Annotated in this window: 11 protein-coding genes and 1 riboswitch; of the genes, 2 read left to right on the top strand and 9 right to left on the bottom strand. The window is 73.8% G+C overall.

Annotated elements, in window-relative coordinates:
- Positions 1 to 18: 18 nt before the first annotated feature.
- A riboswitch (ZMP/ZTP riboswitch) is annotated at positions 19 to 116 on the bottom strand.
- 24 nt (positions 117 to 140) lie between these two features.
- Positions 141 to 680 carry a GNAT family N-acetyltransferase gene (locus tag PKY62_RS00455; RefSeq protein WP_324533737.1) on the bottom strand — a complete coding sequence of 180 codons (540 nt, stop codon included), beginning with the start codon at positions 678 to 680 and terminating at the stop codon, positions 141 to 143.
- A 104-nt stretch (positions 681 to 784) separates the two neighbouring features.
- Here PKY62_RS00455 and purU point away from each other — a divergent pair, with 104 nt between their 5' ends.
- Positions 785 to 1,660: a formyltetrahydrofolate deformylase gene (purU, locus tag PKY62_RS00450; RefSeq protein ID WP_324533735.1), complete on the top strand. Its 876-nt coding sequence runs from the start codon at positions 785 to 787 to the stop codon at positions 1,658 to 1,660.
- Positions 1,661 to 1,762: 102 nt separating this feature from the next.
- Here purU and PKY62_RS00445 read toward each other — a convergent pair whose 3' ends face one another.
- From PKY62_RS00445 to PKY62_RS00430, 4 genes are read right to left on the bottom strand one after another with little or no spacing between them, the layout of a single operon-like run.
- A complete protein-coding gene (locus PKY62_RS00445) occupies positions 1,763 to 2,995 on the bottom strand; it encodes a sugar ABC transporter permease (RefSeq protein WP_324533732.1) in 1,233 nt (410 codons plus the stop codon).
- Positions 2,992 to 3,768: an ATP-binding cassette domain-containing protein gene (locus PKY62_RS00440; RefSeq protein WP_324533730.1), complete on the bottom strand. Its 777-nt coding sequence runs from the start codon at positions 3,766 to 3,768 to the stop codon at positions 2,992 to 2,994. The genes PKY62_RS00445 and PKY62_RS00440 overlap by 4 nt, the downstream gene beginning before the upstream one ends.
- Positions 3,765 to 4,823 carry a sugar ABC transporter substrate-binding protein gene (locus PKY62_RS00435; RefSeq protein ID WP_324533728.1) on the bottom strand — a complete coding sequence of 353 codons (1,059 nt, stop codon included), beginning with the start codon at positions 4,821 to 4,823 and terminating at the stop codon, positions 3,765 to 3,767. Before PKY62_RS00435 ends, PKY62_RS00440 begins: the two co-directional genes overlap by 4 nt.
- Positions 4,820 to 6,010, bottom strand: coding sequence for an ROK family transcriptional regulator (locus tag PKY62_RS00430; RefSeq protein WP_324533726.1), 1,191 nt, complete (start codon positions 6,008 to 6,010; stop codon positions 4,820 to 4,822). The genes PKY62_RS00435 and PKY62_RS00430 overlap by 4 nt, the downstream gene beginning before the upstream one ends.
- A gap of 98 nt (positions 6,011 to 6,108) precedes the next feature.
- Here PKY62_RS00430 and PKY62_RS00425 point away from each other — a divergent pair, with 98 nt between their 5' ends.
- Positions 6,109 to 7,380: an ABC transporter substrate-binding protein gene (locus PKY62_RS00425; RefSeq protein ID WP_324533724.1), complete on the top strand. Its 1,272-nt coding sequence runs from the start codon at positions 6,109 to 6,111 to the stop codon at positions 7,378 to 7,380.
- 7 nt (positions 7,381 to 7,387) lie between these two features.
- Here the strand turns inward: PKY62_RS00425 and pulA are convergent, their stop codons facing one another.
- The 4 genes from pulA to PKY62_RS00405 all read right to left on the bottom strand — a co-directional run.
- Complete coding sequence (gene pulA, locus PKY62_RS00420; RefSeq protein WP_324533722.1) at positions 7,388 to 13,177, bottom strand: pullulanase-type alpha-1,6-glucosidase; 5,790 nt, start codon at positions 13,175 to 13,177, stop codon at positions 7,388 to 7,390.
- A gap of 209 nt (positions 13,178 to 13,386) precedes the next feature.
- Positions 13,387 to 13,677, bottom strand: a complete 291-nt coding sequence (locus PKY62_RS00415) for a DUF167 domain-containing protein (RefSeq protein WP_324533720.1) — start codon at positions 13,675 to 13,677, stop codon at positions 13,387 to 13,389.
- Positions 13,678 to 13,684: 7 nt separating this feature from the next.
- Complete coding sequence (locus PKY62_RS00410) at positions 13,685 to 14,704, bottom strand: malate dehydrogenase (RefSeq protein ID WP_324533719.1); 1,020 nt, start codon at positions 14,702 to 14,704, stop codon at positions 13,685 to 13,687.
- 106 nt (positions 14,705 to 14,810) lie between these two features.
- The coding region (locus PKY62_RS00405; protein ID WP_324533717.1) for an isocitrate/isopropylmalate family dehydrogenase at positions 14,811 to 15,241 on the bottom strand (431 nt) is incomplete at its 5' end.

The following is a 15,241-nucleotide window of genomic DNA, read 5'->3' as shown; positions in this document are numbered from 1 at the left end:
GCACACGGTCGTGTGGTGACCCGGGGCCCAGGCGTACGACCCGAAGTCTGCTGCGGTGCCTCTCGGCCGTCGCTCCCCGGTGGTGACCCACCCGTTCGCCAGTCGCGACGGGGCAAGCCTAGCAAGCCCCGGCGACTGCCTCAGGCCTGGGGGGCTGCGACCTCGTCGACCTCGTCCGCGACGTCGTCGTCGTCCTCCGGCCCGTCGCCGAGGATCTTGCGCAGGTACGCGTAGGTCAGCGCGCCGGCCGCCTCGTCGTACTCGTGCTGGTAGCCGTGCTTGGTGTACATCGCCAGGTTCTGCAGCGAGTCGCGACCGGTGAAGACCCACACCTCGGACGTGTCCGGCGGCAGGTACGGCGGGACGCCCAGCAGCAGGCGCGTGCCGATGCCCATGTGCTGCAGGTCGGGGACCACCGCCAGCCGGCCGAGCGTGGCCTTGCTGCCCTCGATGCCCACCCGGATGGACCCGACGAGCCGGTGCCCGATCCAGGCGCCGAGGGTCACGACGGCCTCGTCGGCGAGGTCGGCCCGCAGCTCCTCGAGGGTCTGCGTCAGCGGGGGGATGTTCGGGTCCCCGTACAGCTGGGCCTCGGTGACGAACGCGGCCCTCCGCACCGTCAGCAGCTCGCCTGCCGCATCGTCGCCGACGACGTCGATCCTCACCTCAGGGGCGCTCATGGGTCCATGGTGGCACCCCGCGGCGCACCCGTGCGAGGGACGCCCCGCCGGCGAGACGCCGCGAGCGGGTGATCTTCCGGCCCGGACGAGTAGCCTCAGCCCTCGTGACCGACGCGACGACGGCGAACCCGCACGCCCCCACCCACTGGGTGCTGTCCCTGTCCTGCCCCGACCGGCCGGGCATCGTGCACGCCGTCGCCGGGCTCCTGGCGAGCCACGGCGGCAACATCACCGAGTCCCAGCAGTTCGGCGACCCGCTGTCCGGCCTGTTCTTCATGCGCGTGCAGGTCGAGTCCCTCGCATCCCGCGCGGAGCTGGACGAGGCGCTCGGGGCCCTGGCAGAGCAGTTCGACATGTCGTGGCAGCTCGACGTCGTCGGGCGCCGCATGCGCACGCTCGTCATGGTCTCCAGCGCGGCCCACTGCCTGCACGACCTGCTGTTCCGCCAGCAGTCCGAGGGGCTGCCGCTGGACATCGTCGCGGTGGTCTCCAACCACACGGCGCTGGCCGGCGTCGCGGAGTTCTACGGGATCGACTTCCACCACGTGCCGGTCACGCGGGACACCAAGTCCGCGGCCGAGGCGCGGCTGCTCGCGCTGGTCGACGAGCTCGACGTCGAGCTGGTGGTGCTGGCGCGCTACATGCAGATCCTCTCGGACGACCTGTGCCGCACGCTCACCGGCAAGGTCATCAACATCCACCACTCGTTCCTGCCCAGCTTCAAGGGGGCCCGCCCCTACGCCCAGGCGCACGACCGCGGCGTCAAGCTCATCGGCGCGACCGCGCACTACGTCACGGGCGACCTCGACGAGGGCCCGATCATCGAGCAGGACGTCGAGCGCGTGGACCACTCGCGCAAGGTCGAGGACCTCGTCGCGCTGGGCCAGGACGTCGAGCGCAGGGCGCTGGCCCGCGCGGTCCGCTGGCACGCCGAGCACCGCGTGCTGCTCGACGGGCGCCGCACCATCGTCTTCCGCTGACCCCTCCTCCGACCCGGTTCTCCGCGGTTCTCGGTCGCCAGACGACCGAGAACCGCCGAGAACCGGCGATCGGCCGCAGGGGCGAGCGGGGGACGTCGGCCCTCAGCGGGCCGGGCTCTGGCGGGTGCGGCGGGCCACCGAGTCCAGGGTCACCGCGAGCGCGAGCACCATGCCCGTGACGATGTAGCGCAACGACGCGTCGAGGTTGAGCAGGGTCAGCCCGCTGGAGATCGAGCCGATGACCAGCACCCCGAGCACCGCCGACCACGCGCTGCCGCGCCCACCGAACAGGCTGGTGCCGCCGATGACGGCCGCGGCGATCGCGGTGAGGTTGGTGTCCGAGCCGCCGGTGCCCTGGTTGGCCGCGGCCAGCCGGCCCACCGAGAGCACCCCGCCGAGGGCTGCCAGTGCCGCGCACGCGACGAAGACGCTGACGTACACGCGGCGCACCGCGAAGCCCGCCCGGTGCGCCGAGCCGACGTTGGACCCCACGGCCCGCACCGAGCGTCCCCACCGCGTGCGCCGCAGCAGCAGGTCCGCGGCGACCACGAGCGCGATGAACAGCGCGAACGACGCGCCGATCCCGCGGTCGAGGTTGAGGTACCACGTGGGCACCAGGAGCGCGACGGCGAGCAGACCGGTGCGCAGCCCGACGGCGGCGAGCGTCGCGGCGGGCAGGTCGACCGCCTCGCGCCGGTGCCGCTCGACCAGGCGCGCCGCGGCGTAGGCGGCGAGCACCAGCCCGACGACGCCGTACGCGACCGCGTCGGGCAGGAAGGACTGCTGGGAGAACCGCACGAGCCACGACTCGTACGGCAGCGTGATCGACCCGGTGCTGCCGAGCACGCGGACCTGCAGGCCGAGCACCACGAGCAGCCCCGCAAGGGTGAGCACGAAGCTCGGCACGCCCAGCCGCGTGAAGAGCCAGCCGTAGACCCCGCCGACAGCCGCGCCCAGCACGACGGCGGCGAGGACGGCGACCGCGAGCGGCCAGCCCTGCTGCACCGAGCCCACCGCCACGACGGCAGCAGCGAGCCCGCTCACCGCGCCGACCGACAGGTCGATCTGCCCCACGAGCAGCACGAGCACGATGCCCAGGGTGATCACCCCGGTGGTCGCCGACTGCAGGGTGAGGTTGACGAGGTTGTCGGCCGACAGGAAGTTGGGGTTGGCCGCCTGGAACACCAGCGCGAGCACGCCCAGGGCGACGACCACCGGCGCGGAGCCGAGGTCCCGGTCCCGCCAGCGGCCCCACGGCGTGCCGCCGTGCCGCCACGAGGCCTGCTCGCGCACCGCACGGTCCCCGCCGGCGGGCATCGGGTCACCCAGGTTCATGACGACTCCCCTCGGTGACGCTCGGGTCGGGACGGGCCGGCACCGGTGATGGCCGCGATGATGTCCTCGTAGCTGGCGAGGTTGGCGTCGAAGTCGCCGTTGACCCGCCCGCGGCGCAGCACGACGACGCGGTCCGCGACCGCCTGGACGTCGCTCATGTTGTGGCTCACCATGACCACGCCGTAGCCGCTGTCGCGCACGCGCTCGACGAGGTTGAGCACCTCGGCGGTCTGGGTCACCCCGAGGGCCGCCGTCGGCTCGTCCAGGACGAGCACCCTGGGCTCGCCGAGCAGGGCACGGGCGATCGCGACCGCCTGGCGCTGCCCGCCGGAGAGCGTGGCGACGGGTGCCCGCACCGACGGCACGCGCACCGCGAGCTGGGCCAGGAGGTGCCAGGCCTCGCGCTCCATCGCGACCTCGTCCAGGGCCGGCCCGCGGCGCAGCTCCTGCCCGAGGAAGAGGTTCTCCACGACGTCGAGGTCCTCGCACAGGGCGAGGTCCTGGAACACGGTCGCGATCCCCAGGCCGCGGGCCAGGCCGGGCGACGTGAGCTGCATCTCGCGACCCTCGACCACCACCTCGCCCGCGTCGGGCACCAGCACGCCGGCGAGCACGCCGACGAGCGTCGACTTGCCCGCCCCGTTGTCCCCGACCACCGCGACCACCTCGCGCGCGTGCACGTCGAGGTCGACGTCCACGAGCGCGCGCACGGCCCCGAAGCTGTGGGTGATCCCGCGCAGCGAGATCACCGGTGCCGGTCCTGCCTCGTTCATCCCTGATCCTCCGTCCCGACCAGGCCGAGCTCACGGCAGGCCGCCGTGTACGGCTCCACGCAGATCTCGGCGGCGCTGTGCACGCCGCCGCCGACGATCACCTCGGCGACCCGCTCGCGGGTCACCGCCACCGGGGCGAGCAGCACCGAGGGGATGCCCTGGACCTCGACGGTCGCCGCGGGCACCTCCCCGCGCAGGATCCGCACCGACAGCTCCGCCGCGGTGCGCGCCTGCTGGCTGATCGCCTTGTAGACGGTCATGTACTGGTCCCCCGCGACGATCCGCTGGATCGCCGCGAGCTCGGCGTCCTGCCCCGTCACGGGCGGCACCGGGTCGAGCCCGGCGGCGCGCATCGCGGAGATCGCGCCGCCCGCCGTGCCGTCGTTCGCGGCGTAGACGCCGACCACGCGCCCGGCGAACTGGGTGAGCTGGCCCTGCACCCACTCCTGGGCCTTGTCCGGGCTCCAGTCGGGTGTCTCGTGCTCCGCCAGGACCGTCAGCCCCGAGCCCTCCAGGGCGCTGGCCAGGCCCGTGCGCAGGCCCGCGACGTTGGGGTCGGTGCTCGCTCCCTGGACCACGAGGATGCCCTCGCCGGGCTCGGTGGGCCCGACGGCGGCGACGAGCGCCTGCCCCTGGAGCTGTCCGACGCGCACCGGGTCGTACGCCACGAAGAAGTCCAGCGGCGCGTCGGCGATGAACCGGTCGTACGCGATGACCGCGACCCCGCGCTCGGCGGCGGCGGTGACGATGCTCTGCGCCGCCGAGGCGTCGACGGCGCCCAGGACGAGCACCTGGGCGCCCTGGGTGAGCGCGGACTCGGCCTGCTGCTGCTGGCGCGCGGCGTCCTGCCCCGCGTTGGCGTAGAGCACGCGGCACTCGGCGCACCGCTCGGCGACGACCTCCTCGAAGACGGGCCGGTCGATCCCCTCGTACCGGCTGGTCTTCGACTCGGGCAGCAGCAGCGCGATGGTGGGCGCCTGGCTGTCGGCCGGGACGGCGCACGCGGCGAGCGCGAGCACCGTCGCGGCCGTGAGCAGCGTCAGCAGGCGTCTCATGCCCCTCCCCTCGCCCCGTGCGGGGCCCCGACCTCGTAGGTGTCCAGCGCGAGCACCAGCGCCCCCCGCATCTCCGACTGCCCGCCGAAGGCGGCGGCCTCGACCGGCACCGGGCCGGCGTCCGTGACGAGCACGCGCGCGTGCAGCGCCGTGCGCACCGGGTCGAGCAGCAGCTCACCCGCGAGCGCAAGGTCACCGCCGACGACGACGACCTCCGGGTCCAGCAGCGTGCACACGGTCGCGGCGACGCGCCCCAGCCGCTCGCCGGCCTCCGCGATGACGGCCCGGCACGCCGTGTCCCCGACCATCGCCTGCCCGACGACGTCGCGCAGCGTGAGGTGGCCGTGGGTCGGGGCGAGCCGCGCGAGCAGGTGCGCTGCGCCGATGAGCGTCTCGAGGCAGCCGCGGCTGCCGCAGCGGCAGGGCTCACCGTCCTCCTCGACCACGAGGTGCCCGAGCTCGCCTGCCGCTCCGCTGCGCCCGCGGAACACCTGCCCACCGAGCACCAGGCCGAGCCCGACGCCGTGCGAGACGCGCAGGTAGGCGACGTGCTGCCGGCCGCGGGCAGCACCGAGCCGGGCCTCGGCCAGCGCTCCGAGGTTGGCGTCGTTGTCGACGACCACGGGGATGCCGAGCCGCCGCCCGAGCACGTCGGGGATCACCACGCCGCCCCAGCCGCGCAGGATGCCGCCGGCCGAGACCTGCCCGGTGCTGACGTCGATCGGGGCGGGCAGGCCCACGCCCACGGCGAGCACCTCGGAGGGGGCTGCCCCCACGGTCTCGACCATCTCCTCGATCATCAGCGCGACCCGGTCGAGGCTGGAGTCCGCCCGGTGGCCCGGCGGGAGCGGGAGCCGCTGCTCCGCCACGACGCGGTGGGTGACGTCGGCCAGGGCCACGCGCAGCGAGCGCTCGGCCAGGTGGACCCCGGCGACGAGCCCCAGGTTGCGCGCGAGCGTGACCTCCTGCGCGCGGCGGCCCGAGCGCGACGTCGGCGCCGTGTGCAGCACCCCGGCGACCGTCAGCTCCTTGACGATGTTGGAGATGGTCGCGGCGGACAGTCCGGTGACCCCGGCGAGCTCGATCTGCGTGATGGACCCGCGCTGCTGGACCGCGCTCACGATCCTGGCCCTGTTGGCCTCGCGGAGCGACGTCTGGGATCCCGGCGTCGCCCGGTCCTTGGCCACACGCGAGGATAGCGCTCGCGGAGCCGACCTCCCGTGGGATGCTCACCCCCGGTGATCGTCGGGCGGGCATCGTGGCCGGCCGGGAGACGGAGGCGGGCGTGGGAGCAGCGGGGGGCCGGTGGGCCCGGTCGGCGCGTGCCGTGGGCGTCGTCGCCGCGCTGGGTGTCGGCCTCGCCGCGTGCTCTGCCGCACCCGCACCCGCCGAGCCCGCCGAGCAGCGCGTCGAGGTCTTCACCTGGTGGGCCAGCGGCTCGGAGAAGCTGGCCCTCGACGCCCTCGTGCGCGTGTTCGCGGAGCAGCACCCGCAGACCCGCTTCGTCGACGCGGCGGTGGCCGGCGGCGCCGGCTCGGCGGCCAAGGACGTCCTGGCCTCCCGGCTGGCCAACGACGACCCGCCGGACACCTTCCAGGTGCACGGCGGCGCGGAGCTCGCCGAGCACGTGGCCGCCGGTCGCCTGACGGACCTCGAGGACCTCTTCGCGGACCTCGACCTGGCGGCGGACCTGCCGGACGCCGTGCTCGACGCCGTGAGCGTCGACGGCGTGCCCTACGCCGTGCCCTCCAACCTGCACCGGGCCAACGTCCTGTGGGCCAACCCCCAGGTGCTCGCCGACGCGGGCCTCGACCCCGCGGCCGGGTACGCGACGTTCGACGACTGGCTGGCCGCGCTGGCCACGGTCCAGGCCAGTGGCCGCACCCCGCTCGCCGTGGCCTCGACGTGGACGCAGGTGCACCTGCTCGAGCAGGTGCTCCTCGCGCGGCTCGGGCCCGACGGGTACACGGGCCTGTGGGACGGGGGCACGGACCCCGGCTCGCTGGAGGTGACCGCTGCGCTGGCGGACTTCGCCCGGCTCATCGGGTACACCAACGACGACCGCGACGCCCTGGACTGGCAGGACGCAGCCCAGCGCGTCGCCGCCGGCCAGGCGGCGTTCACCGTCATGGGCGACTGGGCGTTCCCCGTCCTGGAGAGCGCTGGCGAGCACCCCACGTGGCGGCCGGTGCCCGGGACCGCTGGCACCTTCGACCTCGTCGTCGACGCGTTCACGCTGCCCGTCGGCGCGCCGAACCCGCAGACGGCCGAGCAGTGGCTGCGCACGGTCGCCTCGACCGACGCGCAGGTGGTCTTCGCCAACGCGAAGGGCGGGCTGCCGGCCACCACCGCCGCGAGCACGTCCGACCTCGGCACCTACCAGCGCGAGGCGCACTTCGCGTTCCGCGCCGATGCCGTCGTGCCGTCGCTCGCGCACGGCAGCGCGATCGGTCCTGCGGAGCTCGCGGCGCTGACCTCGGCCGTAGGCACCTTCACCCGCGGCGAGGCCAGCGTCGCCCAGCTCCAGGCCGCCCTGGTCGAGGCAGCGGGCGGCTGAGCGTGACCTAGCTGATCTGCGCTCCGTGCCCGCCGTGGCCGGGCCGGCGGTGCTGGTCGTCGACCAGCACCGCGACGGTCCGGGCCGGCACCGTGACCGTGCCGGTCGCCACGTCCCAGGTGGTCTGGCGCACCGTGTCGTCCGCCCCGCGGCGCTGCACGGAGGAGAGCGCGTAGCGCTCGCCCGCGAGCGCGTCGAGCGTCACCGTCACGGCCTCGTCCGACGCGTTGAGGACCGTGAGCACCCCGTCGAGGCGGCGGTCGACGTCCGGCCCGACGGTGTCGTCGACGTGCATGACGACGACGCCCGGCGCCGCGTCCGGCCCGCTGCCGGGGAACGTCACCTTCTGCTCGATGAGCGCGGCGCTGCCGAGCCGGAACAGGTCGGTGGAGAACCGCAGCTCGAGGAGCTCCTGGGCCGCCGTCGACGCGGCCTCGATGTCGGCCGGGGCGGGCGCGAGGGCCGGGTCGGCCAGCAGCGGCTGCTGGTAGACCCACTTCGCCTCGTTGTCCGCCGCCGGCGGCAGCCCACGGCCGAAGCCGTTGGTCTCGCCGGACCAGTCGAGCACGTTGAACCAGTCACCGGAGTTGTAGGAGTTGCGGTCCAGCGACTTGCTGCGCAGCAGGTCCGCCCCGGCGTGCCAGAACGACGGGGTCTGGGCGAGCGCCGTCGTGGCCAGCGAGACGGTGTTCATTCGGACACGGTCCGCCATGGGGGTGTCCGTCGGCAGCTTGAGGGTCAGGGCGTCGAAGAGCGTCTCGTTGTCGTGCGCGTCGACGTAGGTGACGACCTCCTCCGGGGAGTCCGCGTAGCCGGCGGGCTGCCCGTTGTAGTCGAGCTGCGCGCCGGTCTGGACGGTGCCGGCGCTCGTGAGGAAGGCGTAGTCGCGCAGGTTGCCAGCCATGCCCAGGCGGACGAGGTCCGTGAGGTGGGCGAGCCGCGCGGCCTGCTCGGCCTCGGTGCCGTTGGCCACCGCCCCGTTGGGATCGCCGGCCAGGCCGGAGCCGAGGCCCTGGATGCGCGGGTCGGTGTCGAACGGGCCGCCGCCGCGGACGGCGTCGCGCAGCCGGTCGGAGAACGTGCCGATGCCCGTCCCGCCGAGCTGGCCCTGCGAGGCCTGGGTGAACAGCGCGTTGTCCGCGACCTCACCGAAGTTCCAGCCCTCGCCGTAGAGGTACACGGCCGAGCCGTCGACGCCGTCGCGCCGCACGGTGAGCGCGTCGAGCGCGTCGCGCACCGCCTGCATCGTCTCGACGGAGTGGTGGCCCATGAGGTCGAACCGGAAGCCGTCGACCTTGTAGTCGCGCGCCCAGGTCACCACGGACTCGACCATGAGGTCCTGCGCCATCGTGTGCTCGGTCGCCACGTTCTGGCAGCACGTCGAGGTCTCGACGGCCCCCACGGCGTTGAGCCGGTGGTAGTAGCCGGGCACCACGCGGTCGAGGATCGACTTCGGGTCCTGGCCGCTCGCGGCGGTGTGGTTGAACACCTGGTCGAGGACCACCTGCAGGCCGTCGGCGTGCAGCGCCCCGACCATGGTGCGGAACTCGACCACGCGTGCCGCGCCGTCTGCCTCGACGGCGTAGGAGCCCTCGGGCGCGGACCAGTGCAGCGGGTCGTAGCCCCAGTTGTAGCCGTCGGCGTCGCGGATCGCGTCGATGCACGCCTGCTGCTCCGCAGAGTCCGGGGCGAATGACGCGAGATCGCAGTCCGGGGTGAGCTGGGCCGAGCGGTCCTCCTCGATCGAGGCGATGTCGAACGTCGGCAGCAGGTGGACCGTGGTCAGGCCGGCGTCGGCGAGCTCGCGCAGGTGCGCCCGCCCGGCGCTGCGCCGCTCGGCGAAGGCCAGGTAGGTCCCCCGCAGCGCCTCCGGCACGGTCACGTCGGAGATCGAGAAGTCCCGCACGTGCAGCTCGTAGATGGTCTGGTCCACGGGTGCCACGACGGGCTGGCGGGCCCACTGCCACTGGCGCGGGGCCAGGGCGCGGTCGTCGAGGTCGACGAGCACCGAGTGGGTCGAGTTGAGCGTCAGGGCCACCGAGGAGGGATCGGTCACCTCGTTGACCTCGACGGCGTCCGTGCTGGGCGCGTAGACCGTCACCTCGTAGCGGTAGGCGGCGTTCTTCCACGCGCGGGTGCCCTGGACCGTCCAGGACCCGTCGGCCGCGCGGACCATCGGCACGCGCAGCGGCGGGACCTCCGTGTCCCCGCCCAGCCACACGAGCGCGACGACGTCCTGCGCGGTCGGCGCCCACAGCGTCAGCGTCGGCTTGCCGCTGCGCCACGTCGCCCCGAACGTTCGGGCCTGGGCCTCGACGCCGAACAGCGCGTCGAGCACCCCCGGGATCTGCACCCCGGTGACGGCGGACAGCGCGTCGCCGTCGCCCTGGGAGACCAGCAGCTCACCGGTCAGCCACGCCTCGACGTCGGCACGCGGGGCGTCGACGTGCAGGGCGAGATACCCCCCGAGGGCCGGGAAGGCCTCGACCTGGGCCGGGGTGAGGCCGGCAGGGTCGTAGGTCAGCGCGACCTGCGCGCCGCCGGTCACGGCGCCGTCGACCACCTCGAGGGAGCCGTCCGGGGCGTGGTGCAGCGCGAAGGTCAGGCCGGTCGGGTCGGCGCCGTCCAGCAGCGCCGCCGGCCAGGCCAGCGTCGTCGCGTCGATCCAGTGCGCCTGCCAGGTGCCGAGCCCCGCGAGGGGCGCGTCGGTGACCTCGATGGTCAGCAGGTGCGTCGCGAGGTCGTAGGTGAAGGTGATCGGCTTGCCGCCGGGAGCGGAGAACGGGATGTTCGCGCCGCCCGGGGCGCCGCCCGCCCCGTAGTTCTCGTCCCAGCCGAGGTTGTGCGCCACCTTGACCTCGTACGTGCCCGCCGGGATCCGGCTGGTCGTGAACGTCGAGACGCCGTCCCCGTCGAGGTCGAGCAGCACGGTGCTCAGGCAGTCCGGCTGCCAGTCGCCCGGGCAGCCCACCTCGCTCTGGTAGCTGCCGGGCAGCGTGAGGAGCGGCCCCTGGGCGCTCGTGGTGAAGGCATGGCTGGCGGCGTCGTAGACGAACGTGACCTCCTGCGGGATGTCTCCCGCGACGGTGAACGCCACGTTCGCGCCACCCGCGACACCACCGGCGCCGTAGTTCTCGTCCCAGGCGCCGCCGATCGCGATCTTGTACTCGTAGCTGCCGGGCGGGACGGCGAGCGTCATGGCGTAGAGCCCGTTGCCGCGCGACGTCAGCTGGGTGGTCAGGCAGTCCGGCTGCCAGTCGCCGGGGCAGCCGACCTCGCTCTGGTAGCTCCCCGGCGCCGTGACGAGCAGTCCGTCCAGGTCGGGCTCCTCCGGGTCGTCCGGCACCACGCCGTCGACGGCGACGCGCACGGAGGCGTAGGTGGAGGCCGCGGAGCGGTTGCCGGCGGCGTCCTGCGTCACGGCGCGGTACTCGACGAGCGTGCCGTCGGTCAACGCGGCCGGCAGGGTCGCCATGACCCGCGGGGTGGTGTCCTCCGCGGTGCCCAGCGGGGTCCACGCGGTGCCGCCGACGACGCGCCACGCGAAGGAGGTCTCCTGCCACACGTCGTCGACCGTCGCGGCGACGGGGACGGTGCCGTCGATCGACGCACCGGCCGTGGGTGCCGTGACGGTCAGGGCGGGCGTGCCGTCGCTCGGCGCGACGGTCGCGCCGGCCGCGAGCACGACGGCGGTCAGGGCGGGCACGGTGATCGTCACGACGCCGGCGGCGTCGGCCACGACGGGCACCCCGCCGCCGTGCAGCGGCGTGAAGGTCGCGCCCGGCGTGAGCGTGGTGATGCTCACCGTCGCGTCCGCGGCGGCGTTGTTGAGCGCCACGAGGTGCTCGACGCGCTCGGTGCGCTCGACGCGGGAGAACGCGTAGACGGAGTCCTCGCCCGGCCCGGCGACGGGCCGCTCGATCTGGGCGCCGCTGCTCAGCGCCGGCGTCGCCGCGCGCAGCGCGGCCAGGCCGGCGATGTGCGTGTAGAGCGGCGCCGCGACGTCGTAGCGGTCCACCGAGCCGGCCACCTCGCCGGTGAGCAGGGTCTGCGTCTGGTACTCCACGACGTCGGTGGCGAACAGGTCCTGGCGGGCGTCCTTGTCGGTGCCGCCGAGCGAGCCGTCCCCGACGAAGCCCTGCTCGTCGCCGTAGTAGACGACGGGCTGGCCGCGCGTGAGGTACATCAGCGAGTGCGCCAGCGCCGAGCGCTCCAGCGGGGAGCCGGAGGTCCGCACGCCGTAGCCGATGCGGCCCATGTCGTGGTTGCCCAGGAAGGTCGGCAGGGCCGTGGAGCTCGAGTCGGGGGTGGTGTACCAGTCGTCGCTCGCGAAGAGCGCCGAGAGCGTCGCCGGGCTGAACCCGCGCGCGAAGCTCGACGCGGACGCCTGGAACGCGAAGTCGAGCACGGAGCTCATGTCGGTGCCGCGGACGTACGGGGCGGTCTTGCTCGCGTCGGCGTCGTACACCTCACCGAACATGAAGAAGTCGGGGTTGCCCTGCGCGTGGGCGTAGTCGAGGACCTCGGTGGTCCACTCCTGCCAGAACTCGAGGTTGACGTGCTTGGCCGTGTCGATCCGGAAGCCGTCGATGCCCAGGTCGATCCAGTCCTGGTAGACGTCGACGAAGCCCTGGACCACGGTCGGGTGCTCCGTCATGAGGTCGTCGAGGCCGGCGAAGTCGCCGTAGGTGACCGACTCCCCCGTCCAGGTCGAGTTGCCGCGGTTGTGGTAGAGCGTCGGGTCGTTGAGCCAGCCCGGGACCTTGAGCGTCGCGTCGGCCGGGTCGACGATCGGGTCGTACGGGAACGACGTCGTCGCGCTGAGGGTCGGGAAGGTGCCGGTGCCGGCGTAGGCCGCGGGGTCGAAGGCCGTGCCACCCGCGTCGTAGTACGGCGTGGTCGCCTGGTCGACGTACTCGTAGACCCCGCCGTCGTAGTCGATGACGTCCGCGGTGTGGTTGGTGATGATGTCGAAGTAGACCTTGATGCCGCGCGCGTGGGCGTCGGTGATGAGGTCCTCGAGCTCGGCGTTGGTGCCCAGGTGGGGGTCGATCCGGGTGAAGTCCGTGATCCAGTAGCCGTGGTACCCGGCACTCGCGTCGGCGCCCGTGCCCTGCACGGCACGGTTGAGGAAGGACGGCGTGAGCCAGATCGCCGTGGTGCCCAGGCCCTCGATGTAGTCGAGCTGCTCGCGCAGGCCGGCGAGGTCACCGCCGTGGTAGAAGCCCTTGTCGGTGGTGTCCAGGCCGGTGACGAGGCGGTCGCCGACCAGGCCGCCCTCGTCGTTGGTGGCGTCGCCGTTGGCGAAGCGGTCCGTCATGACGAAGTAGAACTGCTCCTCCGAGCCCGGCTGCCGCACCGGCGCCGCCACCAGGGCGTCGTCGGCGGCGGTGTACGCACCGGTGAGATCGACCGGCGTGACGCCGATGAGGTGGCTCGTCTCGTCGAACGTGAAGCGCAGCAGGGTGTCGCCGGCGATCGTCAGCGGCGCGTTGTCCCCGGTGCCCTCGCGGCCGTAGGACACGTCCCATGTGCCGTCGAGCGCGACCTTGTACTGCCACGTGCCGGCGGGGACGAGGAACTCGGCCGTGAACTGGCCGGTCCCGGTGGGCGTGAGCAGCGTCGCGGTGCAGGCCGGGTCCCAGTCCCCGGTGCAGCCCAGCTCGTCCTGCAGGTCACCGACCAGGGTCACCGAGACCGCCGCAGCTCCCGCGGGCCCCGCGAGCGGGACGACGACGCCGAGGGCGGCCATCCCCAGTGCGGTGAGCAGTGACAGTGCGCGCATCACGCGTGACATGGGGACCCCTTCGTCCGTTGCGCCCCGGTCCGTGAACCGGGTCCTCGCGAACATAGCCCGGTTCTTTCATGATCTGCAAGGTCTTGCAGCGACTCGGACGACGCCGAGACGTCCCCTGCGGTCATGTGAGCGTTCACTCGAACGGGCTTGTGGTCACTGGGCCGTTCGGGTGACGGGCGGGCACCCGAGAGCGACCGCCCCGGCCCGCCTCAGGTCTCGAGCAGCGCGGCGAGCCGCTGGGCGACGCGCCCCGCCGGCCCCTCGATCTCGACGACCTTGTCCCGGCTGGTCAGGCCGGTGACCAGCCGCACGTGGCGCGGTCGCACGCCGAAGGCCTCCGCGAGCGCCTCCAGCGCCGCCTGCGTCGCGGCGCCGTCGACCGCGCGCGCACCCACGGCGACCACCAGCCGCTCACCGTACGCACCGCCGACGGCGGTCCGCGAGGCCCCGGGCCGCACCCGGATCGCGACGCGGGTCACGCCGTCGGCCGGGGCGGCCACACGCGGCTCAGACCAGCCCGAGGGCCCGCACGGCGTCGCGCTCCTCGACGAGCTCCGCGACCGAGGCGTCGATCCGTGCGCGGGAGAACCCGCCGATCTCGAGGCCCTGCACCACGTGCCAGGCCCCGCCGGTCGACGTCACGGGGAACGACGAGATGAGGCCCTCCGGCACGCCGTAGGAGCCGTCGGAGACGAGGCCGGCCGACGTCCAGCCGCCCGCCGGTGTGCCGAGGACCCAGTCGTGCACGTGGGAGATCGCGGCGTTGGCCGCCGAGGCGGCCGACGACGCCCCGCGCGCGTCGATGATCGCCGCGCCGCGCTTCGCGACGGTCGGGATGAAGTCCTGCTCCACCCAGGCGAGGTCGACGACGTCCAGGGCCGGCCGCCCTGCGACCGTGGCGTGGAACACGTCGGGGTACTGCGTGGCGGAGTGGTTGCCCCAGATGGTCAACCGCTGGACGTCGCCCACGGTGGCACCGGTCTTCGCCGCGAGCTGCGAGATCGCGCGGTTGTGGTCCAGCCGGGTCATCGCGGTGAACCGCTCCGCCGGTACGTCCGGCGCGTTGGCCTGCGCGATGAGCGCGTTGGTGTTGGCCGGGTTGCCCACCACGAGGACGCGCACGTCGTCGGCGGCGCCGGCGTTGATGGCCCGGCCCTGCGGCTTGAAGATCCCGCCGTTGGCCTCGAGCAGGTCCCCGCGCTCCATGCCGGGCCCGCGCGGCCGCGCCCCGACGAGCAGCGCGACGTTGACCCCGTCGAACGCCGCCGTCGCGTCGTCGTAGATGTCGACCTGCTCGAGCAGCGGGAACGCGCAGTCGGCGAGCTCCATCGCGGTGCCCTCCGCTGCGCGGACCCCCTGCGGGATCTCGAGCAGGCGCAGGCGCACGGGCGTGCCCGCGCCGAGCATCGCGCCCGAGGCGATCCGGAACAGCAGCGAGTAGCCGATCTGCCCGGCGGCACCGGTGACCGTCACGGTCACGGGCGCCTGGCGGGCGGGTGCAGGCGGGGTCGCCATGAGGTCGGACATCGAGGAGCTCCTTCGATCCAGGCTGTCGGCGGTCGGCGCACGGGTGGCGCCGACCCGTGCGGTCGGGCTGCGGTCGGGCTGCGGTCGGGCTGCGGTCGGGCCGGCCTCAGGCCAGTCTGGCGGCGAGGTTGGTGTCCAGCGCGGCGAGGAAGTCCTCGGTGGTCAGCCAGGGCTGGTCCGGCCCGATGAGCAGCGCGAGGTCCTTGGTCATCGCACCGCTCTCGACGGTGCGGATGACGACGTCCTCGAGCGTCTGCGCGAACCCCGTCACCTCGGGGGTGCCGTCGAGCTTCCCGCGGTGCTTCAGCCCGCCGGTCCAGGCGAAGATCGAGGCGATGGGGTTGGTCGACGTCGGCCTGCCCGCCTGGTGCTGGCGGTAGTGCCGGGTCACCGTGCCGTGCGCGGCCTCGGCCTCGACCGTCGTGCCGTCCGGGGTCATGAGCACCGAGGTCATGAGGCCGAGCGAGCCGAAGCCCTGCGCGACCGTGTCGGACTGCACGTCGCCGTCGTAGTTCTTGCACGCCCAGACGTAGCCGC

The sequence above is a fragment of the Actinotalea sp. genome, assembly GCF_035443605.1.
Taxonomy (GTDB): Bacteria; Actinomycetota; Actinomycetes; order Actinomycetales; family Cellulomonadaceae; genus Actinotalea.
Note: the sequence above shows the minus strand (reverse complement) of the source record. Positions and strands in the feature narration are given on the sequence as shown.

Excerpts from the sequence above, each read along its gene's own strand:
- PKY62_RS00410 (WP_324533719.1), bottom strand. The coding sequence starts at position 14,704 with ATGTCCGACCTCATGGCGACCCCGCCTGCACCCGCCCGCCAGGCGCCC.
- PKY62_RS00440 (WP_324533730.1), bottom strand. The coding sequence starts at position 3,768 with ATGAACGAGGCAGGACCGGCACCGGTGATCTCGCTGCGCGGGATCACC.
- pulA (WP_324533722.1), bottom strand. The coding sequence starts at position 13,177 with ATGTCACGCGTGATGCGCGCACTGTCACTGCTCACCGCACTGGGGATG.
- PKY62_RS00445 (WP_324533732.1), bottom strand. The coding sequence starts at position 2,995 with ATGAACCTGGGTGACCCGATGCCCGCCGGCGGGGACCGTGCGGTGCGC.
- PKY62_RS00435 (WP_324533728.1), bottom strand. The coding sequence starts at position 4,823 with ATGAGACGCCTGCTGACGCTGCTCACGGCCGCGACGGTGCTCGCGCTC.
- PKY62_RS00455 (WP_324533737.1), bottom strand. The coding sequence starts at position 680 with ATGAGCGCCCCTGAGGTGAGGATCGACGTCGTCGGCGACGATGCGGCA.